Genomic DNA, 21,271 nt, shown 5'->3' with positions numbered 1-21,271 from the left:
GCCGGGCCTGGCAGCGTGCTGCACAGATGGAACGCTGTTTTACCCACCGCCCGTGCACATGTGGAACCCGTAGTGTCGGGATTCCTTTTTGCTTCGCTTGGAGTCACGCCACGATGAATGCCCTGACCAACACCCGCATCGTGCTTGCATCGCGTCCCCACGGTGAGCCGGTCGCCGCCAATTTCCGCCTTGAGCAGGTGCCGGTTCCCACGCCGGGTCCCGGTGAAGTGCTGCTGCGTAATCGCTACCTGTCGCTGGATCCCTACATGCGCGGTCGCATGGAAGAGGGGCCGTCCTATGCCGCGCCGGTTGCGCTGGATGCGGTGATGGAAGGCCGCACGGTGTCCGAGGTGGTGGCCTCCAACCATCCGGACATCGCGGTGGGCACCCAGGTGGTGGCCTCGGGCAACTGGCAGACGCATGCAGTAGTGCCCGGCGACGCGCTGACCCGCACGCTGGAGGACAATGGCCTTCCGCTCAGTACCGCACTGGGTGTGTACGGCATGCCCGGATTCACCGCCTACGTGGGTCTTCAGGAAATCGGCAAGCCGCAGCCGGGCGAGACGCTGGTGGTGGCTGCCGCCAGTGGTCCGGTCGGGGCGACCGTGGGCCAGATCGCCAGGCTGCAGGGCGCGCGCACGGTGGGGATCGCCGGTGGCGAGCAGAAGCGCCGCTACCTGGAAACCCTGGGGTTCGATGTGGCGCTGGATCATCGCGCCGACGATTTCGCCGAACAGTTGCGCGCGGAGGTTCCCAACGGGATCGATGTCTACTTCGAAAACGTGGGCGGGCATGTGTTCGACGCCGTGGCACCGTTGCTCAACGATTTTGCGCGTATCCCGGTGTGCGGCACGATCGCGACCTACAACGCCCGTGGCGCGGTGCTGCCCGGCCCGGATCGTCTGCCCGGCTTCATGAGCCAGGTGCTGCGTCAGCGCCTGACCGTGCGCGGCTTCATCCAGTCCGATCTGCATGCCTTCTTCCCGGCGTTCCTGCGCGACATGGGCCAGTGGCTGAAGGACGGCAAAGTGCAGTATCGCGAAGACATCGTCGACGGTCTTGAGCAGGCGCCGGAGGCCTTCTTCGGGCTGCTCAAGGGCCGCAACTTCGGCAAGCTGGTGGTCAAGCTCGACTGAGCACTGGGCCACGTGTGAGTGCGCCGTGTGCAAGGCCGTCCCGATCGTGATTCGTGCATCACGATCGGCCGGTTAGCCTGCGGATGAAGGCCCCGTACCGGGAACCGCACAAGTGAGTAGACCCATGGCAGACACCAAGCCCAGCGAACACGGCAAGCAGGAAGGCATCGAAGAGAGTCAGCAGGACCGCAAGCAGGATGAAACCGCCAAGCAGCGGCCGGCGCAGACCGATCAGGCGATCCATGACGCGGGGACGCGCCGGCCGGAGCGCAAGGATAATCCTGACTGACGCCGCACCGGGCTGAACCATCCCGGAGACGAGACGAACCTGCCCGGTGTGCCAGGTTCGTCTCCTTCGGCGTCGTTCTCCCGCGCATGGGGGCGAAAAAGCTAGGGCGTATCGCCCTGATAGCCGAAGTCAACACCGCGCAGGACATGCACGCGCACCGCCTCGGACAGTGGATACCCCAGCGTCTGTCCGTGGATGGTGCCACGCACCACCCATGTTGACGGAAGGCGCATGCTGGATTCGAGCGTGGCGTACAGCGGCGTACGTGTCGTCGGACTGATCGGCAGCCAACTGCACACCACGATGGTAACGACGGGAAAGACGAGGGCGGTCGCGGCGAAGATGCCCCGGCGTTTGAACAAGGGGTATCCACGGAACAGGCTTGCCGTCAGCATCGTAAATTTTGCCATGTGGGCCAACGCGCCAAACAGCGACAGGCTCAACGCGATGCGGGGACCAGCAAGGCGCGTCGTGCCTCTCGCCCGGGATCCAATTCCCCTACCTCGGCCAGTTGCCTGTCCACTTGGCATTGCAGTTCCGGGAGATGGATGTGGCGGTTGAAGGCAGCCGCATCGGGAATGTCGGCAGTGAATGACTGCACGCACGTGTAGCCCAGTGCTGCCAGGATTCTCAGCTGAACCCTTGGATCCGTCAAAAATCCGCGAAGAGAGTCGGGCGCTGACACCCCGCGGAATGCGGGTACCTGATTGCCCAATGCCTCGTTGAACTGTCGTGAGGCATCAGCACGCGCACTGCGCGTAGCGGCCTCGATGAACCGCCTGCGGTCGCCCGGTCGCCAATCCGACGGTACTGGTACTCCGTCCCGCTGCACTTGGCTGCGGACCCTGCCGTGGTGACGTCGCGGCACGCCGTCCGGCGAAAAGCCGCGCTGGCGGAGTTTGCGAACGTAGCGCGACCAGGCATCCGCGCCAGATGCGTCGATCCTGCTCAGCGCCTTCCGATAGTCGCCATAGCTGATCTGCAACTCCCGCAGCAGCGCGGCGTAGGCGTTCAGACGCACATTCGGATCGCCCATTGCCCCGGAGACGAGATGATGGGTTACGGTGCGACGTTGCTCAGGCCCGAACTGCTCGCCAATGACGTCACCCAACCCCGACGCCATCATCGGAAACATCGCCTGAAACGCTTTCCCGTCTGGCGCGTCGAGTTCACGGGTCGTCAAGGGCAGGCCGGTCAGCTCGACAGCGCCTGCATGAAGTCCGCTGCGCAGGAGCACCAGATGCTGTGCCTGGCGCAGTTGCTCTGTGCTCGAACGATGCACCAGCACCCGCAGCAGTGCTTCCTGTCCGAGGTACATGCAGAGCATCGCCAGGAGGGAGCGCGCGGCCAGTGACCGCGCCCGACGAAGCCGGCCAGGGTAGCGCTCGATCGCACGCTGGATCCAGCTCGGCCAGAACACGAGCGCAAGCGCAAATCCGGAGATCATGCGGCCCCACAGTTCGATCCGGTCGATTTCGTGCAGGGTGGCGCTTCCGCCCACCACATCGAGCAGGCGGGCATTGAACGACAGTTCGACAACGAGATAGAGCGCGGTGGCTGCACAAACCGGCAACAGCCAGCGCGGTCGGGTCGGGACATGGTGACGTACCGATGCGACGGCCGGTGGCTGGGTGTCTGGAAGCGCCGGGGGCAGGGTCGACACTAGTCCCCCTTCTCAAGGGTGACCCGAGTCGGTGGCAGCTTGACCACATCGATGCTGCCACTCGGAATGGCGACTGCGTCGCTGACGCGGGCCGGTGGTGACGTGGGGCGGGGGGACGGTGCGCTCGGCCGGGGACGGGGCTGCACGGGGAGGCGCAGGGGTGGACCTCCGCGGCGCCGGGCTGGCGGTACGGGATGCGGGAGCCTGAGGGGGAACTTGCAGGCGGCCTCGTTTCAGGCCCTCAGGCGACCACGCCCAGACCATCGGGCGCTGCTCAACGGAACGCAGAACAAGCTGGTCGTTCTCCACGTTGACGGACACCGGCTGACCGCAGCCAGGCTGGATCAGGTTGCGCGCGACGTTGCCGCGGGTGATGGTCAGCAGTTCAAAGTCGACACACTGGCGATTGCGGCGCTCGAACAAAGCGGCCGTGGTGCCGCCCACCGTAAGGGTCCGCACGAGGGAGACCTGGTCATGTCGTCCTATGCGGTACACACTGAGAGTGTCGGGGAAGCGTATCCCCCATGTGCCATCCATGTGCCTGCGCAGCCGTGCTTTTCCATTCGCCGTCTGAAACTCGGCCACGGAGGTGCCAGGATCGATGAAGCCAAACTGATAGCTGCCATTGCGGGTCTGGCTGACCACGCAGCCGGACAACATTGCCGCGGTGACCAGTGCACACAGCATCCAACGCCAGGAATGTCTCGACACTGCCACTGCTCCTTCAAGTCGGCCTGAAACTCCATGGAAGATGCGATGCGGCTGGCCGCATCACTCCAGTGGGCGATATCGGCAGCGGGCTGGCAAACTTGAGTGACGATGCGGCGGTTCTCGGGCCGACTAAACAAAAAGCCCCGAAAACCGTGTTTTCGGGGCTTTTTGTTGAATAGTGGTGGGCCAAGGTCTCCAAAATAATAGCCGCAACCACCTGTAATGCAAGGGGTTGTGTAGATATCGACTTGGCTGTTACCGCCATAGTTACCGCCAACGTCAGGCGGCTAGGCTATGTCCGGCATCGCGCGCGGTGACCGCTGCGCCCATCCATGCCGCCACTTCAGTGGACACCCAGGCAGCGATGTTGCCGCCCGGGAATTGTACTGGCTTTGGGAATTTGCCCGCAGCCGCCCAGGCATAGAGCGTGGACTTGCTCACGCCAACGGTCGCGATGACCTCGGGCAAGCGCATGAAGTGATATGGCAGCGTCGTCTCTGATTGAGTCGTCATGGCTTCCTTGAAATGAGAAAGGCCCGCTGCACAAGTGCGCAGCGAGCCTTGGGTGGGGTGGCGCCTATCGCCGGGCCGCCCCATTGGATGGAGGGGCACGGGGGGCGATGGGGCCTTTAGTTGTTGGAGTGAGGGCCGCGCAATTGCGCAGCAAAATCTGGTTCGTATTCCAGCCGGCGAGACGGTAATCCCCCCGCTTTTAGCGGTCGCCAAAAGTGGAACTACGCTGCCAGTGCAAGCTTCTGCATTGGCGTGATGCCGCCGAGCGCCATGTTTGGGCGCTCGTGGTTGTAAGTCCATAGCCAACGAGTGGCGATGTCATGGACCTGTTCGATGTCATTGAACAGATTGCTGGCAAGCCAAGCGTAACGCACGGTCCGGTTGTAGTGCTCGATGTAGGCGTTCTGCTGAGGATTGCCTGGCTGGATTTAGAGCAGTGCAATGTCTTGCCGCTCGGCCCATGCTTGCAGCGCTCCGCTGATGTACTCGGGCCCGTTGTCGCAGCGTATGGCGCGGGGCTTTCCGCGCCATTGAATGACCTGTTCCAAGCTGCGGATGACGCGCGCCGCAGGCAAGGAGATGTCGACCTCCATCGCCAGTCCCTGACGGTTGAAGTCATCCAGTACGTTGAGCATCCGGAAGCTGCGTCCATCAGCCAACTGGTCGTGCATGAAATCCATCGACCATGTCTGGTTGACCGCCTCAGGCACCGTCAAAGGCTCCGGCGCTTCCGGGACGATGCGCTTGCGCGGCTTGATGCGCAGATTCAGCTCCAAATCGCGATAGATCCGATACACGCGCTTGTGGTTCCAAGCGAAGCCCTTCACGTTGCGCAGGTGCAGCAAGCACAGCCCAAAGCCCCAATCGCGGTAGGCGCTGGTCAGCCTGAGCAACCAGTCGGCGATGATCGCATTTTCTTGGCAGGCCTTGGCCTGATAGCGGTAGCAGGTCTGACTCACCTCGAACGTCCCGCACGCATGAACGATGCTGGTGATGCCTGCCTGGACCGCCCGTCTGGCCATCTCGCGACGCTGAGATGGCCTCACCATTTTTTTGAGAGCGCTTCCTTCAGTAGCTCGGCACTGAGCTGCGCATCGGCGTACATCTTCTTCAGCCGCCGGTTCTCGTCCTGCAGTTCTTTTAGCTGGGACGCCATGGACGCATCCATGGCGCCGAACTTGCTGCGCCACTTGTAGAACGCCGCTGAGCTGATCCCATGCTGCCGGCAAAGGTCAGGGACAGGCGTGCCGGCCTCGGCCTGCTTGAGTACGGCGATGATCTGGCTGTCGGTGAATCGTGATTTCTTCATGGGATCTCCTCGGGTTAGGTTGCGAGAAAATTCCACTTCTGGCTGCGGCTAACCTGCGGGGGGATTACCATTGCCTCGTCCGGGCTGAGTGCGCGTGCCCGAGAGTCAATGCTCTATGAGGAGCTTAATCTCGTGAGTGCGGGGTTTTTAGACAATGCAAGACTTAATTTGGCTATGGATTAATTTGAGCCTCCTCAGGTCTAAATTACATCACTAAGCCCAGTCAAACGTGATGCATGTCTATTAAGCCCTGCGCAATTGACCCCGCTCCCAATTCGTGCCCTGAGGCACGAACTGAGCGAGATTGACTCTACTTGCCGAATCTCAATCTTAGTTTTTTATATAGGCCGTAGTGCACGATCAGGTCGGAACCTGACTTTCTGGTGAGGTCATCATCCTTGTGTTTGAATATCCATCTTCTTCCTTCGTGATATCCAAGTATACCAAAATCGAAGAGTAGGTTGATTATATGTTTTGCACTCTTTGAGTTCGACGTCATCCACGTAAAAATTGCCTCGTCCTGCGACAATTCGTCAACCAGGGAGTCTTCGGAGATTTTCCCTAATCCTAGGCGCGATATCGCCTGAAAGCATTCCTGCCATATCGGGAAGTAGCTGTGGATTTCGTCGCGGATTTCATTTCTGAACCAGTTCGAGTAATCCGCTTCCGCACTCTTGACCGTGCTGAAGCTAAGGCGTTCGTCTGGTTTTGAGTGCCTACTGCAGTACTTCAGGAATTTAATTAAATCTCGGGGGCGGTCGAAAGTCCTGCTGGTCATGTACTGCCACAGTGACTTGACCTCTCGTGGTAGCTCATTGTCCTGATTTATTGTTACTTCATTCCATGCATCAATGATTCCTGGGTATTGCAGTCGGATTCGCTCATCTGCTATTCGCATGAGGGAATGCTCGCTGCTTGTGTCGTCGGATGTCCAACGTAGCCGTACGACGAAATCATCGAGCTTATTTAAGTCATTGTCTTCGAGCGCGTCGAAGATGTCTGTTCTCAGTACGAGAAGTGGTCTAAATTTAAGGTTTGATCTCTTCATGGCTAACGAAGAGTCTTCGATTGCTCGGATTAGTGCCAGTAAAATGAGGCGGAGTGAGGGCGCTCCCGCTCGGTAACCCTCATCTAGTTCGTCCACGAAGAGCCAGTATTCACTTTCGGATTGGACTTGCCTTAACAGCCCCTCAAGTGACGAAACAATCTTGCGAAAATGTACGCTAAGCCTAGTCGTTTGGGTGTTACCATTTTCAACTTCGCCGCCTGCCCATTTGGGTAGTACGGAGACTTTAGATTTTTTACTTTTTAGTTTCTCAACTGTGGAAATGAAGCCGAGTGTACTATCAAGATCATTGAATGATAGAAACTCTTTTAATTCCATCACGGCCTGTGATGGGCCTGCACCATTGTCCTTCGATATAATCTTGGCCAACTCTACATAAATTATGAACATCCACGCGGACACATATCGCCCCTTGTCGGAGTGGCTCTTGTCCGCAAGTTCTTGCATGTCGTTAAGTGGGAAGTCGCGCAAGGTTATATCGGCATTGAATTTCAATGCATCCGAGTCTTGTTCAAGTCGAAGTTTTTCGATAACGGCTGTTTTGCCTGCTCCCTTCCTGCCAATAACGTATCGCTTGCTGCCATCTACTACTTCGCTGAACTCCGGGAAATGCACGAAGTAGTCTCTCAGCTTCGTGTCGCCTTTCGCGAAATCTTGCCCCCAATCTATCGGTTTGAATGATGTCGTCACTTTAGTCCCTTCCTTGTCGTGTAATTTGCGGGCAACGCTTTGATTTTGCCTGGCTCCTACTTGTAGGAGTCGCGGGGGCTTGGGCCGCTCGGCGTTGATTGGGAGGGTGCCGAATTGGATTATCTCACCTCGACGGCTTTCAGTGATTCCAAAAAGTCGCCCAATTTCTGCATCATTATGCGTCGCTCCTCCAGGTATTGGGCTTGATTGTAAATTCCTCGCACTCCCGGCATCTTGTGTGTTAGCGCTGCTTCGATGGCATCGGGGCTCCAGCCTCCCATTTCATTAAGGAGGGTGCTTGCCATGTGCCGGAATCCATGAATGGTGCTTTCGTCCTTTTCAATGCCGCAGCGTCGTGCAGCTACGAGGATGGCATTGCCTGACATATGCCTGAGAGGATTACGCCACCTGGGAAAACGAACTCGCCGCGCCCGGTTAGGGGGCGCAGGTCGCGCAGAATCTCCACTGCCTGAGAGGAAAGAGCGGCGATGTGGGTGCGCTTTGTCTTCGTTACGAAGTAGCGCCATTGGCCCGCATCCAAGTCCAACTCGCCCCACCTCATGCGAACAAGTTCTCCAGGGCGAGCGAAGAGCAGTGGGGCTAGGTGCAGCGCACTCCGAACAATCGGCCTGCTTGTGCTGCTGTCGATCTTCCTAAGCAGAGCGGCTGCCGCAGCCGAAGTCGTCGCAGCAGCGAATGGCATGGAGCGCCAAGGGGTCAGTGCGCCCCTTAAGGCTCCAGTCGGATCGCCATCGGCTCGTCCAGTCCTTACTGCGTAACGGAAGACTGCTCCGCAAGTCTGTAGGGCGCGGTGGGCGGTCTCAATGGCCCCACGCTGCTCGATCCGCTCCAGATGCTTTAGTAGCTCCGGCGAAGTGATGGCCCCAACCGAGCGGCTACCGATCCACGGGAAGATGTCACTTTCCAAGCGGCGGATGATCTTGTCCGCGTACTGGATGCTCCATTCCTTCTGCTGCTTGGCAATCCATTCGCGGGCAACGACCTCGAAGCTGTTGGCGGCTGCGGCCTCGCCGGCGGCCTTGACGGCCTTCCTTTGTTCGCCGGGGTCGATCTTGGCCGCAAGCTGTCGGCGCGGTTCCGCAAGCCTCTCGCGCGCGTCTCCGAGGCTTACCTCAGGATAGGTGCCGAATGAGAGCGTGTTGCGCTTGCCAGTGATGGGGCGGCGGTAGTCATAGCGCCACCAGCGGGCGCCATCCGGTCGTAGCAATAGGTACAGGCCATTGCCATCGCGCAGCTTTTGCGGTGTGGCGGCAGGCTTGGCCTTGCGGATGGCGGTATCGGTGAGAGACATCGGGCAACTCCTTGACGGTAACAGGCTAAGGGAATGCCCTGGCTACCGCCAAACTTACCGCCTCTTACCGCCGGATTCCGCAAGTCTGGGGTGGACTGCGCTGGATACGAAAAAGGCCGGAAAGCCTGTATTCTCAGGACTTCCCAGCCTTAGTCGCACCGTCTCGGACGGAAATATGGTGGAGCCAAGGAGGATCGAACTCCTGACCTCGTCGATGCGAACGACGCGCTCTCCCAGCTGAGCTATGGCCCCACGGATACCGCACTTGCCTCGCGTGTCGCGTCTTGGAGCGCCGTGCGATGGATCTAGTGTAGCCCCGGCCAGTGGCGGCTGCCAAGAGGGGGGGAATGGATGCGGCGCTCCGCCCGCCTGGTCTGCGGACGTCCTCGAACTGAACGGAAGAGTGGGTTTTGTGAGGGTCGGCGCGCCGCAAACCCTTGCAGCACAACGGGTTGGATTTCTTGAGTAGCGAAATGTAACTAGACGCCATCGCGTAAAGAGGACCAAAACGGTGCCGATATGAAAGGGAGCCAATCCCTCATACCCAATCCCTTCGAGTCCCGACGATGACGACCCGTGCCGCCACCGTTTTCTCCTCCTCCATCGGCGCGCGTCTGGCGTTGCTGATGGGCCTGATCACTACCGTGGCCTTTATTGGTCTGGCATTGCTGGTCTATCAGCAATCGGCGACAAGCTACCAGCAGCGCGTCGAGGCCGGGCTGCAGTCGGCCACCGTGCTGATGCGCGACTCGGTCCAACTCTATGACCGCAGCCTCAGCGACAGCACCGAGCGCATGGCCGGCACCTTCCGCGCCATGCTGCCGGCCGGCGATGCCACCCTGGACCCCGCAAAGACGATCCTGATCGGTGAGCGGTCCACGCCGACGCTTCGTCTGGGCAGCGACGTCGTCAATCTGCAGGAGGCCGCCGTCGATCGCTTCGCCGAGGCGACGGGCGGCGTGGCCACCGTGTTCGCGCGCGACGGGCAGGAGTTCATCCGTGTATCGACCTCGCTGCGCAACGCCGAGGGCGCCCGCGCCATGGGCACCGTGCTGGACCACGCCAATCCGGCCTACCAGAAGCTGCTGGCCGGCGAGCGCTACACCGGTCCGGCCCGGCTGTTCGGTGTGGACTACATGACCCACTACATGCCGATCACCGATGCGGCGGGCGAGGTCGTGGGCATCGCCTTCGTCGGTCAGAACTATTCCGATGGCCTGGCGGCGCTGAAGACCCGCCTGCGCGCCTCGCAGCTAGGCAAGGACGGCTACTTCATCGCCGTCGATACCCGGCCTGGCGAGAACTTCGGGACGATCATCGCCGGGCCGGACGGTGAGGGTGGCAAGCTTCAGGCCAAGGTGCCCGAATCCGACCACGCTGCGCTGCAGGCCCTGCTGGACGGCACGGTCACGCAGGGCCAGGTGCAGCTGCGCAGCGGTGATCAGGACACGGCCCATACGTACTTCGTGTCGACCCAGGCCTATGGTCCGTGGCACTGGGTGGTGCTGGGCATGGAGCCGGTCTCGGTGGTGCACGCCGTGCTAGGCAAGCTGATGCTGCACATCGCGTTGGTCTCGGCGCTGGCACTGCTGGCGGTGATCGTGGCGATGGTGCTGGTGGTCCGACGGGTGCTGAGCCGGCCGTTGGCCGAAGCGGGGCAGGTGGCCCGGGACGTTGCGGCCGGTCGTCTTGAAGGCAGCATCCAGGTGCGCGGGCAGGATGAGGTGGGCCGCCTGATGGCGGCGCTGCAGCAGATGCAGGGCAAGCTCCGCGCGATCATTGCCGCACAGAACGACATGAGCCGCCAGCATGCCGAGGGTACGATCAGCTACCGCATCGATGCCGACGCATTTGAAGGGGAGTTCCGCACCATGGTGACCGGCACCAATGCACTGGTGGAGGCGCACATATCCACCAAGCTGCGCATGGTGGAGCTGGTGCAGTGCTACGCCGATGGTGACCTGTCGCCCTCGATGGAGGCGTTGCCGGGGGAGAAGGCCAAGATCACCGACGCCGTGAACGGTGTGCGCGATCGCCTTCAGGCCATCAATGGGGAAATCAAACACCTGGTCGCCGCTGCGGCAGCGGGTGATTTCAGCGTGCGCGGCAATGCGGGCGCCTTCAACCACGATTTCCGGGTGATGGTGGAAGGACTCAATACCCTGATGGTCACCGCCGACCGCAATCTGTCCTCGCTGTCGGGATTGCTGCGCGCGCTGGCCGCCGGCGACCTGCGCGGACGCATCGAGGGCGAGTTCCAGGGTGTGTTCGCCACCATGCGTGACGATGCCAATGCCACCGTCAGCCAGCTGACCACGATTGTCGCCGGCATCCAGCAGGCGGCCGTCTCGGTGGCCACTGCATCGTCGGAAATCGCGGCGGGCAACGAGGACCTTTCGCGGCGTACCGAACAGCAGGCGGCCAGTCTGGAAGAGTCCGCCGCCTCGCTGGAAGAACTGACCGCAGCCGTGAAGCAGAATGCCGATCACGCCCGGCGCGCCGATCAGCTGGCGGCGCAGACGGCGGCCGTGGCCGCGCAGGGCGGCGCGGCGGTCGCGCAGGTGGTGCAGACCATGGGCGATATCCAGGCGTCGTCGCACCGTATCGCCGACATCACCACGGTGATCGACGGCATTGCCTTCCAGACCAACATTCTGGCGCTCAATGCCGCGGTCGAAGCGGCACGTGCGGGTGAAGAAGGCCGTGGCTTCGCCGTGGTCGCCTCCGAAGTGCGCGCCCTGGCACAGCGCTCGGCGCAGGCGGCCCGGGAGATCAAGAGCCTGATCGGGGATTCGGTCACCAAGGTCACCGATGGCAGTGCGCTGGCCGATGAAGCGGGGCAGACACTGCAGCGGATGGTGCAGGCCGTGGGCGAGTTGGGCGGGCTGATCGAGGAGATCGCCAGCGCCAGCCAGGAGCAGGCAGCGGGTATCGATCAGGTCAGCCAGAGCATCGTGCAGATGGATGGCGTGACCCAGCAGAACGCCGCCTTGGTGGAAGAAGCCTCGGCCGCTGCGCGCGCGCTGAACGCGCAGTCGAGCGAGTTGCAGCAGTCGGTGGGGCGTTTCCGTCTGGCCGGGCACACGCCGGCCAGACGCCAGGCCGTTCCCGCCTGAGCCCCACAGGGGCAGGGGTCGCCGCCCCTGCCCATCCTCGCCGATCGGCCGATCGGCCGATCTGCAGGGCTGATCGCGCCGCGCGCCCTTTCGGGCGACGCGCCAGGCGGGCATAATCCGCGCCAGAAAACGCGGCCGCATAGCCAGTGGACCAGGGGGGCCGGACAGCCGTCGCCCACAACGCCCTGACACCAATCTGAAACATCCAGCCAATACCGTGCCGCATCGCTGTCTCCACAGCGATGCCGTTTCCTATGGTGCCCGGCCATCTCGCCGGCTGCCCCGATCTGTACTACCCGAGACCTCTGCATGCCCGCTCTACGCCACGCCCCTGTGTCGACGCGTCTTCTCTCCCGTTCACTCCCCGCCGCCGTGCTGCCGCGCCGCCGCGCGCTGGCGCTGGCCTGCGCCTCCGCTGCGCTGATGCTGTCCGCTGCCGCCTCGGCGCAGGACGCGCAGTCCGCCAGCGCCACCTCGCTGGACACCATCACCGTCACCGCCGACCACCGCGAGCGCAACCTGCAGGAAGTGCCGGTGTCGGTCGGCGTGGTGCAGGGCGAGAAGATCCGTGATTACACCGCGGGCGGCGATGACACCCTGCTGGCCCTGTCGGGCAAGGTGCCGAGCTTCTACGCCGAAACCACCACCGGCCGCATCTTCCCGCGCTTCTACATCCGCGGCCTGGGCAACATCGACTTCTACCTCGGTGCCTCGCAGCCGGTGTCGATCATCCAGGACGACGTGGTGCTTGAGCACGTGGTGCTGAAGTCCAACCCGGTCTACGACGTGGACCAGATCGAGGTGCTGCGTGGCCCGCAGGGCACGCTGTTCGGCCGCAACACCACCGCCGGCATCGTCAAGTTCGACACGATCAAGCCGAGCCAGGATTACAGCGGCCGCGTGCAGGCCAGCTACGGCTCCTACGGCAGCGTGGCGATCGATGGCGGCTTCGGTGGCCCGATCAACGATATCGCCTCGTTCCGCGTGTCGGCGCTGTACCAGCACCGCGATGATTACGTCGACAACACCTACAGCGGCCCGAGTGCCGATGGCACGGTCTCGCCGAAGAAGAACGCCATGGGCGGCTTCGACGACCGCAACGTGCGCGCGCAGCTGCTGCTGCAGCCGAGCGACAACTTCTCGCTGCTGGCCTCGGCCCATGCGCGCGATTACGACGGTACCTCGACCCTGTTCCTGCGCAACGCGGTGACCAAGGGCTCCAACAAGACCGACGTGCCGCGCGACAGGGTCGCCTACGACGAAGCCGACAACAACCCGCAGGCTTACAAGACCTACGGCGGCTCGGTGAAGGCGATCTACGATTTCGGCAACGTCTCGCTGACCTCGATCACCGCCTACGAAACCACCTCCGGCTACAGCCGCGGTGACACCGACGGCGGTGCCGCCGTGAACTACCCGGTCAACGGCGTGCCGAACGGCTACGGCCAGTCGATGGGCCAGATCCGCGATCTGGACCAGTGGACCCAGGAATTCCGCCTGGCCAACGGCGATGACAATCGCCTGAAGTGGCAGGTCGGCGCGTTCTATTTCGACGGCCGCGACACCACCGATTTCTACCAGCGTGCCTGGTTCCTGAACACCGCTGCCCGCAACCCGAACAACTGGGTGCGCCTGCGCAACGTCAATACCTCCTGGGCGGGTTTCGGCCAGGTCAGCTACGACGTGACCGACAAGTTCACCCTGACCGCCGGCCTGCGCCAGACCAAGGATGAGAAGAAGACCCGTCTGCTCAAGACCGCCGATACCGCCGCCGGTGCCGTGACCTACAAGGGCCGCACCTACGTGGAGATGTCCGACACCACCCCGAGCTGGGACCTGAGCGCGATGTATGCGTTCAACCCGCAGTTGAGCGTGTATGCGCGCGTGGCACGCGGCTTCCGCGGCCCGACCATCCAGGGCCGTTCGGCCGTGTTCAATGCCGATTTCACCACGGCGAACTCGGAAACCATCCTGTCCTGGGAAGCCGGCATCAAGAGCAGCCTGTGGGACAACCGCCTGCGCGTGAACGCCGCCGCGTTCACCTACGTGGTCAACGACATCCAGCTCAACGGCAACGATTCGGACGGCAACGGCGTGCTGTTCAACGCCGACAAGGCCAAGGCCTATGGTCTGGAAGCGGACATGGAACTGCGCCCGATCCCGAACCTGGCCCTGAGCGCCGGTGTCAGCCTGCTGCACAGCAAGATCCAGGACGACCGCGTGTACGCGCAGGTCTGCGCGCTGAACGGCGCCGTGGTCTGCACCGTGAATGACCCGACCATCAAGGTCGGTGCCAACACGTTTGCACAGATCAACGGCAACCCGTTGCCCAACGCACCGAAGTACAACATCAACCTGGCTGCCCGTTACGACATGCCGGTCAATGACAGCGATGTGTTCTTCGTCTCCACCGACTGGAACAAGCAGGGCTACACCAGCTTCGTGCTGTATGACTCGGCCGAGTTCAACTCCAAGGGCAGCTTCGAAGGCGGCCTGAAGCTGGGCTACTCCGCCAACTACGGTGCCTGGGAAGTGGCGCTGTTCGCCCGCAACATCACCAATGAGAAGAACCTCAAGGGTGTGATCGAGAACTACATGGCCGCGGTCTACAACGAGCCGCGCACCGTGGGCGTTTCGCTCAACATGAATTGGTAAGTCACGCGATCACCGGTGCCGCATTGCTGCGGCGCCGGTGAGCCGGATCGATGAAAAACGCCCCGCTGATGCGGGGCGTTGTCGTTTCAGGCAGGGGGCAACAGTGCCGAGAGGATCGGCTCCAGCTGCGCTTGGCGCCAGCCTGCGAGCACGGTCGGCCATTGGCGGCTTTCCAGATAGCTTTCCAGATGCTTGCGCGAGGCGAGCACGCCATCGGGCAGGCCGAGTTCGGCACTGCGCGCGCTGACGGCATCCTGCAACCGCTTCAGCGCCTGCTTGTTGGCATCGTTGGCCGGCAGCGCCAGCGGTGCCTCGGCTTCGTCGGCGAGCGGGGTGGTCAGCGCGTGCCACACCTGGGCGGCCAGTTTGCGCGGGGCCTTGGGGAAGCCTTCCATCAGTTTGGACAACGCCTCCACATCGGCCGGCGGGGTGCGTGCGAGCACTGCGGCCAGTTCGTTGTCGAGCACCCAGCTGCGCGGCTTGTCACTCGCGCGGGCCTGCACATCGCGCCAGCGCAGCAGCCGCAGCAGGCGCAGCTGCGCAGCGGTGTCCATGAACTGTGCCGAGCGCATCGCCACGTGCGGCCAACGCTCTTCATCGTGTTCGACACTGGCGAGCAGGCGCTCGGCGTCGTCCTGCAGCCATTGGCGGCGGCCCAGTTCTTCCAGGCGGGCCTCGATGGTGTCGTGGATCTGGAACAGGTATTCCACGTCGTCGGCGGCGTACTCCAGCTGCGCGTCCGAGAGCGGCCGGCGCATCCAGTCCGAGCGGGTCTCGCCCTTGGTGAGGGTGACGCCAGTGACCGCGGTGACCAGTTTCTGGTAGCCCAGGCCACCGCCGATGCCCGCCAGCGATGCACCGATCTGGGTGTCGAACAGCGGACGCGGCAGCACGCCGCAGGCGACCTTGAAAGTGACCAGGTCTTCGCTGGCGCTGTGCATGATCTTGAGGATGGAGGTGTCGGCCAGCCACGGGGCCAGGGCCTCGTTCATGCCGGGGATCAGCGGGTCGATCAGCAGGATTTCATCACCGACGGCCATCTGCACCAGCGCCAGCTGCGGCCAATAGGTGCGTTCGCGGATGAACTCGGTGTCCAGGCCGATGCGGGTGGGGCGCTGGCGGTAGCGCTCGTCCAGTTCCGCCGGGGTTTTGATCCAGTAAGCCACGTGGGATTCCATGTACTGCAAAGGGGTGCTCAGGTCGGGGAGGATAGCCTAACCCCGTGCCACGGCCGGCATACCGCCGTGCGGTGATGAACGCCCGGGCCGTGGACGGTCGCCGCCCGGGACGGTGGCGATTATGATGACCCCCTGTCCGCGCCTGCGGCATGCCACCTGGACCGTCATCGCGTCACGATGACACGCCCCAAGGAACCCCATTTGCGACCCTCAGGCACATTGCCGCTGCTGTTCACCGGTCTGTTGGGCCTGCTGGCCGCGTGTTCTCCCGCCCCGGCCCCCGCGCCGTCGGCAACGCCGGTCGCCAAGCCCGCCGCTGCACCGGCGAAGACCAGCGCACCGGTTGCCCAGGTCACCATCGGGGGCGAGGACGCCGCTGAAACCGTGGAGCGCTGGCAGGCGCCGGCAGTGACCCTTGGCGACGGCGACGTGACCCAGGCGCGACGTGACGCGGCACGTGCCTTCGAGGAAGGCCGCCTGTACCGCACTGCCGAGGATGCGATTCCGATCTGGCTCGCGCTGCTTCAGCACGACCCCGAGGACCGCGTGGCCGAGACCGGCCTGAGACGTGCCCGGCAGCGCCTGCTGGAGGAGGCAGGCGCGTTGTTGGACCGCCCGCTCAAGCAGCGTGAGGCACTGGCCCAGGCCAGTGAGATGGCCTTGGTGCTGCTCACGCTGGCACCGGATGATGCCAAGGTGCGTGAGCTGCAGTCGCGGGTGGAGATCGCCCAGCGTGTGGTGGCCTACAACCGCGCCGGCGAAGACGATCTGCGCGCGGACCGCATCGGCGAGGATGGCGATGGCGCGATCCCCAATTTCCGCGAGGCACTGGCGCTGGATGCGGACAACCCGCGCGCCCGGCAGGGCCTGGCCGCCGCCGAGAGCGCGCTGATCCGCCGTGCCGAGACCGCCGCGCGGGCCACCGATTTCGCCGCAGCCGGGACCTGGCTGGCCGAAGCAGCGAAGGTCCGCGATTCATCGATCACCATCGCCGATGCCTTCGAACGCATCGAGAAAATCCGCTCTGACATCCTGGCGCGGCTGCGCAACGAAGGCCTGCGCGATCTGGCCACGCCGCAGGGGCTCAAGCCGGCCCGGCAGAAGCTGGAAGATGCGCTGCGCATCGCGTTGCCCGGCGATCCTGTCGTCGGCCAGCTGCGTGAGCGGATCGAACTGGTGACACATTACGGCAGCTTCCGGCCGCGGCAGGTGTTCAGCGATGCGTTGCGCGATGGCGGCCGCGGGCCACAGATGATCGTGGTGCCGCACGGCGGTTTCCAGATGGGCGCGGCCGAGAATGAGCTCGGCGCGACCGATGCGGAAAAGCCCTCGCATTACGTGCGTTTCGAACGTGGCTTCGCGATGTCGATCACGGAAGTGACCGTCGCCGATTTCCGCCGTTACGTGCAGGCCACCAAGACCCGCCCACGCGCCACGCGGCGCGGTCACTCGATCGTGTATGACGAGCGCAGCGGCAACTTCGTACGGCGCAGCGGGGTGGACTGGCAGTCCGATTACAACGGTGCCGAGGCGATCGCCAACCTGCCGGTGATGCACGTGAGCGTGCGCGATGCCGAGAATTACGCGACCTGGCTGTCCGAGCAGACCGGGCGCTCCTACCGGCTGCCCAGCGAGGCCGAATTTGAATACGCGCTGCGCGCCGGCAGCAGCGGCCGTTACCCGTGGGGCGATGCGGGCACGCCGCCCGCGCGCGCCGGCAACTTCACCGGGGCCGAGGATGTCTCGCCCTCCGGACGGCGCTGGTACAACGCCTTCGTCGGCTACGGCGATGGATACTGGGGGCCGGCCCCGGTGGCCAGCTTCGATCCCAACCCGTGGGGCCTGCACGACATCGCTGGCAACCTCAGCGAATGGGTCGCCGACTGCTGGCATGCCAGCTACCGGCGTGCGCCGTCCGATGGCGTGGCGTGGTTCAACCCTGGCTGCCGGCAGCGCGTGATCCGCGGTGGCAACTGGGCCAATGCGCCGGCACAGACCCGCGCGGCCTGGCGGCAATCGCAGGATTCGGACACCACCAGCGCACGGATCGGCTTCCGGCTGGTCCGAGGCATCTGAGGGATCTTCCCGTCGTGGGGTGACGGGATTTCACCCGGCCCCCCGGCGCGCGTTCTAGGATTGGCACAGTGTCGGGCAGGGTGCCGCGGCCATCTCAGGAACCACGCGCATGCGCAACGATCCATTCGGCGGTCAGCAGCAGGGCCGCGCCCGGCGGCCAGGCCTGTTCGGCAACATCCGCTGGTGGGTGCTGCTGGCGTTCGCCGGCTATGCCGCGTTCTACTGGTTCTCCAACCGCGCCGTGGATCCCTACACCGGCGAAAGCGTGCTGATCGACAGCTCGCTCGACGCGACCCAGGAAAAGGCGCTGGGCCTGCAGGCCTACCAGGAGATCCTGGCGCAGGAGCGACCGCTGGATCCCAGTGCGCCACAGTCACGCGAAATCCAGGCGATCGCCCAGCGCCTGATCGCCAAGGTGGACGTCGTGGAAACCGCGCTCGCCGAAGAGCATGGACTGAAGCCTGCGCACTTCGCGCGGGATTTCGAATGGGAAGTCAACGTGATTCCGTCCGACCAGGCCAATGCGTTCTGCCTGCCGGGCGGCAAGATGGCGGTCTACACCGGGTTGATCCCGGTGGCGCGTACGGTGGATGCGATGGCCGTGGTGATGGGCCATGAAATCGCGCACGCCTTGCTGCGGCACGGTGCCCAGCGCATGGCCCAGCAGAAGATGACCCAGATCGGGCAGATGGCCGGTGCCGCCAGCGGCATGGACCCGCAACAGCAGCAGATGATGATGTCGGCGATGGGCTACGGCTACCTGCTGCCGTACGCGCGCAGCCATGAAACCCAGGCCGATGAAGTAGGCCTGATGCTGGCCGCGGCGGCCTGTTTCGATCCGCAGGAAGCGATTCCGCTGTGGGAGCGGATGGGGCAGGCCAGTGGTGGGCAATCGACCTCGGAATTCGCGTCCACGCATCCCAACCCGGGCACGCGCATCCAGAACCTGCTGGCGTTGATGCCCAAGGCGATGGAGTACCGGCAGAAGTTCTGCGAAAGCGCAGGGCGTTGAAGGCGAACCGCAGCGGCCTGGGCGCGCCGGATCAGCGCGACGGCTCGTTGACCGTTACGTCGATCACGCCGTCCTGCACGCGTGCCTTGAGCGTGTCGCCCGGGCGCACCTGCAACGGCGAACGCACCAGACTGCCATCGTCCTCGCGGGTCAGGATCGCGTAACCACGCGCGACGGTGGCCAGCGGGCTGACCGCTTCCATCGAACGGGCGAGCGCACGCAGGCGCAGGGCGTCGCGCTGCAGCTGGCGACCGATCGCACTGTCCGCACGCGGCTGCAGGCGTTGCAGGCGCTCACGCAGGGCATCCAGCCGGCGCTGCGGATGACCGCTGCGCAGCACGGCGGCCGCGTGGCGCAGGTGGGCCAGACGGCCCTGATGCTGTGTCGTCCACGCCGCGTGCAGACGGCGCGCGACGTCCTGCTGGCGACGCTGCAGCAGCTGCAGGCGTGATTGCGGGCTCTGCGCGTTGAGGCGGAGCAGGGCACGGTCCGCGCGCTGCATGGCCTGCCCCAGGCTGTGCCGCTGCAACTGCGCCAGACGCGCATCCAGGCGACGCACACGCAGCAGCAGGTCACGCTGATCAGGCACCAGCAGTTCGGCCGCGACCGACGGCGTCGGCGCGCGCAGATCGGCGGCGAAGTCGGCCAGGCTGAAGTCGGTTTCGTGACCCACGGCAGATACCACCGGGGTCTGGCTGGCCGCGATCGCGCGGGTCAACTGCTCATCGTTGAAGGCCCAGAGATCCTCCATCGAGCCGCCACCGCGGGTCAGCAGGATCACGTCATAGCGGCCGCTGGCATCGGCACCACGCAACAGCGAGGTGATCTGCGCGGCAGCGCTGTCGCCCTGCACCAGGCTGGGCAGCAGATCGACCTCGAGCATCGGGAAACGCCGTTCAAGCACGCTGAGCACGTCGCGCACCGCCGCGCCGGTGGGCGAGGTGATCACCGCCAGACGACGCACATGCGCGGGCAGCGGTCGCTTGCGCTCCGTCGCGAACAGGCCCTCGGCCTCCAGGCGCGCCTTGAGCTGCTCGAAGGCGCGGCGCAGAGCGCCTTCGCCGGCTTCTTCCATGTGGTCGAGCACCATCTGGTACTCACCGCGTGCTTCGTACAGCGTCAACCGGCCACGGGCGAGCACGCGCATGCCTTCGCGCGGCACGAACGTCAGCCACTGGCTCTTGGGCTTGAACAACGCGGCTCGGATCTGCGAGCGCGCGTCCTTCAGCGTGAAATAGAGATGGCCCGAGGCAGGGCGCGTCACGCTGCCCAGTTCGGCCTCCACCCAGATCAGCGGAAACGCGCCTTCCAGCAGGTCGCGGGCCAGGATGTTGAGCTGGCTGGGCGTGAGAATCTGCGGGCTGCGGTCCATGGAGGGATCAGGCCAAACGGTACGAACGGGGGGCCATGGTCGCACGTCGGCGGCGATGCTTCATCCCGCAGCAGTGCGGTCGGCGTGCTGCTGCAGGGCCCAGGCCACATGCTCGCGCACGATCGCCGAAGGATGCTCGCGTCGTGCCTGCAGCGCGGCCAGCGTCTCGGCGTGGGTGGGGGCATTGCCCAACGCCACGGCGATGTTGCGCAGCCAGCGTTCATGCCCGCTGCGGCGGATCGGGCTGCCCTCGGTGCGGCGCAGGAACTCGTCTTCTTCCCAGGCGAACAGCTGGGCGAGCGAGGCGGTGTCCAGATCGTTGCGCGCGCGGAAATCCGGCTCGTCGGTGCGCTTGGCGAACTTGTTCCAGGGGCAGACCAGCTGGCAGTCGTCGCAGCCGTAGATGCGGTTGCCCATCGCCGTGCGCATGTCCTCGGGAATCGCACCGTCGTGTTCGATGGTGAGGTAGGAGATGCAGCGGCGTGCATCCAGGCGGTGCGGGGCGATGATCGCCTGGGTCGGGCAGACATCGATGCAGCGCGTGCAGGTGCCGCAGTGTGCGGTGGCCGGTGTATCCACCGGCAGTGGCAGGTCGACGTAGATTTCGCCGATGAAGAACCACGAGCCGCCCTGTCTGTCGATCAGGCAGGTGTGCTTGCCGATCCAGCCCAGCCCGGCATTACGGGCGAGCGCGCGCTCCAGCACCGGGGCCGAATCAACGAACACGCGGTAGCCGAACGGCCCGATCTCGGCGGCGATGCTGTCGGCGAACTTCTGCAGCCGGTTGCGCATCAGCTTGTGGTAATCGCGGCCCAGCGCATAGCGCGCCACGTAGGCGCGGTCGCCATCGTGCAGGGTGGCCCAGGCTTCGGCGTCGTCCTTGTGGCCGTAATCCATGCCGACCGAGATCACCCGCACCGTGCCCGGCAGCAGTTCATCCGGCCGCGCACGCAGCGTGCCGTGGCGCGCCATCCACTCCATCGTGCCGTACAGGCCCTTGCCCAGCCAATCGGCCAGGTGCGCCTCGTCTTCGCGCAGATCGATGCCGGACACCCCGCAGCGCTGGAAGCCGTGCACGCCCGCGATCGCACGGATGCGTTCGGCGGCACGGGCCAGATGGACGGGGGCGGGCAGGGGGACGGCGGACATGGCCTGGGCGGAAACGGAGCCTGG

Annotated in this window: 13 protein-coding genes, 1 tRNA gene and 2 pseudogenes; 6 read left to right on the top strand and 10 right to left on the bottom strand. The window is 64.1% G+C overall.

Annotated features, from left to right (window positions below; genetic code table 11):
- The first annotated feature begins 113 nt into the window (after window positions 1-113).
- Both K4043_RS05140 and K4043_RS05135 read left to right on the top strand, forming a co-directional pair.
- Window positions 114-1,136 (top strand): NADP-dependent oxidoreductase, encoded by a 1,023-nt coding sequence (locus K4043_RS05140; protein ID WP_265308414.1) that lies wholly within the window; start codon window positions 114-116, stop codon window positions 1,134-1,136.
- Between the two features lie 124 nt (window positions 1,137-1,260).
- The gene (locus tag K4043_RS05135) at window positions 1,261-1,425 is read left to right on the top strand and encodes a hypothetical protein (RefSeq protein WP_259261475.1); all 165 of its coding nucleotides are present in this window, start codon (window positions 1,261-1,263) and stop codon (window positions 1,423-1,425) included.
- A gap of 101 nt (window positions 1,426-1,526) precedes the next feature.
- Here K4043_RS05135 and K4043_RS05130 read toward each other — a convergent pair whose 3' ends face one another.
- From K4043_RS05130 to K4043_RS05100, 7 genes and pseudogenes are all read right to left on the bottom strand, one after another.
- Window positions 1,527-1,868 (bottom strand): hypothetical protein, encoded by a 342-nt coding sequence (locus K4043_RS05130; RefSeq protein ID WP_265308413.1) that lies wholly within the window; start codon window positions 1,866-1,868, stop codon window positions 1,527-1,529.
- Window positions 1,865-3,088 carry a hypothetical protein gene (locus K4043_RS05125; protein ID WP_265308412.1) on the bottom strand — a complete coding sequence of 408 codons (1,224 nt, stop codon included), beginning with the start codon at window positions 3,086-3,088 and terminating at the stop codon, window positions 1,865-1,867. The genes K4043_RS05130 and K4043_RS05125 overlap by 4 nt, the downstream gene beginning before the upstream one ends.
- A gap of 990 nt (window positions 3,089-4,078) precedes the next feature.
- On the bottom strand, window positions 4,079-4,312 hold the full coding sequence (locus K4043_RS05120) for an AlpA family phage regulatory protein (RefSeq protein ID WP_265308411.1): 234 nt from the start codon (window positions 4,310-4,312) through the stop codon (window positions 4,079-4,081).
- Window positions 4,313-4,533: 221 nt separating this feature from the next.
- Window positions 4,534-5,621 (bottom strand): annotated as a pseudogene (locus K4043_RS05115) (IS3 family transposase).
- Between the two features lie 310 nt (window positions 5,622-5,931).
- Window positions 5,932-7,377, bottom strand: a complete 1,446-nt coding sequence (locus tag K4043_RS05110; protein WP_265308409.1) for a hypothetical protein — start codon at window positions 7,375-7,377, stop codon at window positions 5,932-5,934.
- Window positions 7,378-7,496: 119 nt separating this feature from the next.
- A pseudogene (locus K4043_RS05105) lies at window positions 7,497-8,689 on the bottom strand (integrase arm-type DNA-binding domain-containing protein).
- Window positions 8,690-8,865: 176 nt separating this feature from the next.
- Window positions 8,866-8,941: transfer RNA gene (locus K4043_RS05100), tRNA-Ala, on the bottom strand.
- Between the two features lie 314 nt (window positions 8,942-9,255).
- Here K4043_RS05100 and K4043_RS05095 point away from each other — a divergent pair.
- Both K4043_RS05095 and K4043_RS05090 read left to right on the top strand, forming a co-directional pair.
- Window positions 9,256-11,805, top strand: coding sequence for a Cache 3/Cache 2 fusion domain-containing protein (locus K4043_RS05095; RefSeq protein WP_265308408.1), 2,550 nt, complete (start codon window positions 9,256-9,258; stop codon window positions 11,803-11,805).
- Window positions 11,806-12,114: 309 nt separating this feature from the next.
- Window positions 12,115-14,460 (top strand): TonB-dependent receptor, encoded by a 2,346-nt coding sequence (locus tag K4043_RS05090; protein WP_265308407.1) that lies wholly within the window; start codon window positions 12,115-12,117, stop codon window positions 14,458-14,460.
- Window positions 14,461-14,546: 86 nt separating this feature from the next.
- Here K4043_RS05090 and rnd read toward each other — a convergent pair whose 3' ends face one another.
- Window positions 14,547-15,626, bottom strand: a complete 1,080-nt coding sequence (rnd, locus tag K4043_RS05085; RefSeq protein ID WP_265308405.1) for a ribonuclease D — start codon at window positions 15,624-15,626, stop codon at window positions 14,547-14,549.
- Between the two features lie 213 nt (window positions 15,627-15,839).
- Between rnd and K4043_RS05080 the strand changes: the two genes are divergently transcribed.
- On the top strand, window positions 15,840-17,714 hold the full coding sequence (locus K4043_RS05080) for a formylglycine-generating enzyme family protein (RefSeq protein WP_265308404.1): 1,875 nt from the start codon (window positions 15,840-15,842) through the stop codon (window positions 17,712-17,714).
- A 109-nt stretch (window positions 17,715-17,823) separates the two neighbouring features.
- Window positions 17,824-18,726 carry a M48 family metallopeptidase gene (locus tag K4043_RS05075; protein WP_265308403.1) on the top strand — a complete coding sequence of 301 codons (903 nt, stop codon included), beginning with the start codon at window positions 17,824-17,826 and terminating at the stop codon, window positions 18,724-18,726.
- Window positions 18,727-18,757: 31 nt separating this feature from the next.
- Here K4043_RS05075 and xseA read toward each other — a convergent pair whose 3' ends face one another.
- Complete coding sequence (gene xseA, locus K4043_RS05070) at window positions 18,758-20,098, bottom strand: exodeoxyribonuclease VII large subunit (protein ID WP_265308401.1); 1,341 nt, start codon at window positions 20,096-20,098, stop codon at window positions 18,758-18,760.
- Window positions 20,099-20,158: 60 nt separating this feature from the next.
- Window positions 20,159-21,247 (bottom strand): tRNA epoxyqueuosine(34) reductase QueG, encoded by a 1,089-nt coding sequence (gene queG, locus K4043_RS05065; RefSeq protein WP_123730696.1) that lies wholly within the window; start codon window positions 21,245-21,247, stop codon window positions 20,159-20,161.
- Between the last annotated feature and the right edge of the window lie 24 nt (window positions 21,248-21,271).

The sequence above is a fragment of the Stenotrophomonas sp. SRS1 genome, from assembly GCF_026130205.1.
Classification (GTDB): Bacteria; Pseudomonadota; Gammaproteobacteria; order Xanthomonadales; family Xanthomonadaceae; genus Stenotrophomonas; species Stenotrophomonas rhizophila_B.
Note: the sequence above shows the minus strand (reverse complement) of the source record. Positions and strands in the feature narration are given on the sequence as shown.

What these genes read in the sequence shown, in the direction of transcription:
- K4043_RS05140 (WP_265308414.1), top strand. Translation starts at nt 114, where the DNA reads ATGAATGCCCTGACCAACACCCGCATCGTGCTTGCATCGCGTCCCCAC.
- K4043_RS05135 (WP_259261475.1), top strand. Translation starts at nt 1,261, where the DNA reads ATGGCAGACACCAAGCCCAGCGAACACGGCAAGCAGGAAGGCATCGAA.
- K4043_RS05120 (WP_265308411.1), bottom strand. Translation starts at nt 4,312, where the DNA reads ATGACGACTCAATCAGAGACGACGCTGCCATATCACTTCATGCGCTTG.
- K4043_RS05095 (WP_265308408.1), top strand. Translation starts at nt 9,256, where the DNA reads ATGACGACCCGTGCCGCCACCGTTTTCTCCTCCTCCATCGGCGCGCGT.
- K4043_RS05090 (WP_265308407.1), top strand. Translation starts at nt 12,115, where the DNA reads ATGCCCGCTCTACGCCACGCCCCTGTGTCGACGCGTCTTCTCTCCCGT.
- K4043_RS05075 (WP_265308403.1), top strand. Translation starts at nt 17,824, where the DNA reads ATGCGCAACGATCCATTCGGCGGTCAGCAGCAGGGCCGCGCCCGGCGG.
- xseA (WP_265308401.1), bottom strand. Translation starts at nt 20,098, where the DNA reads ATGGACCGCAGCCCGCAGATTCTCACGCCCAGCCAGCTCAACATCCTG.
- queG (WP_123730696.1), bottom strand. Translation starts at nt 21,247, where the DNA reads ATGTCCGCCGTCCCCCTGCCCGCCCCCGTCCATCTGGCCCGTGCCGCC.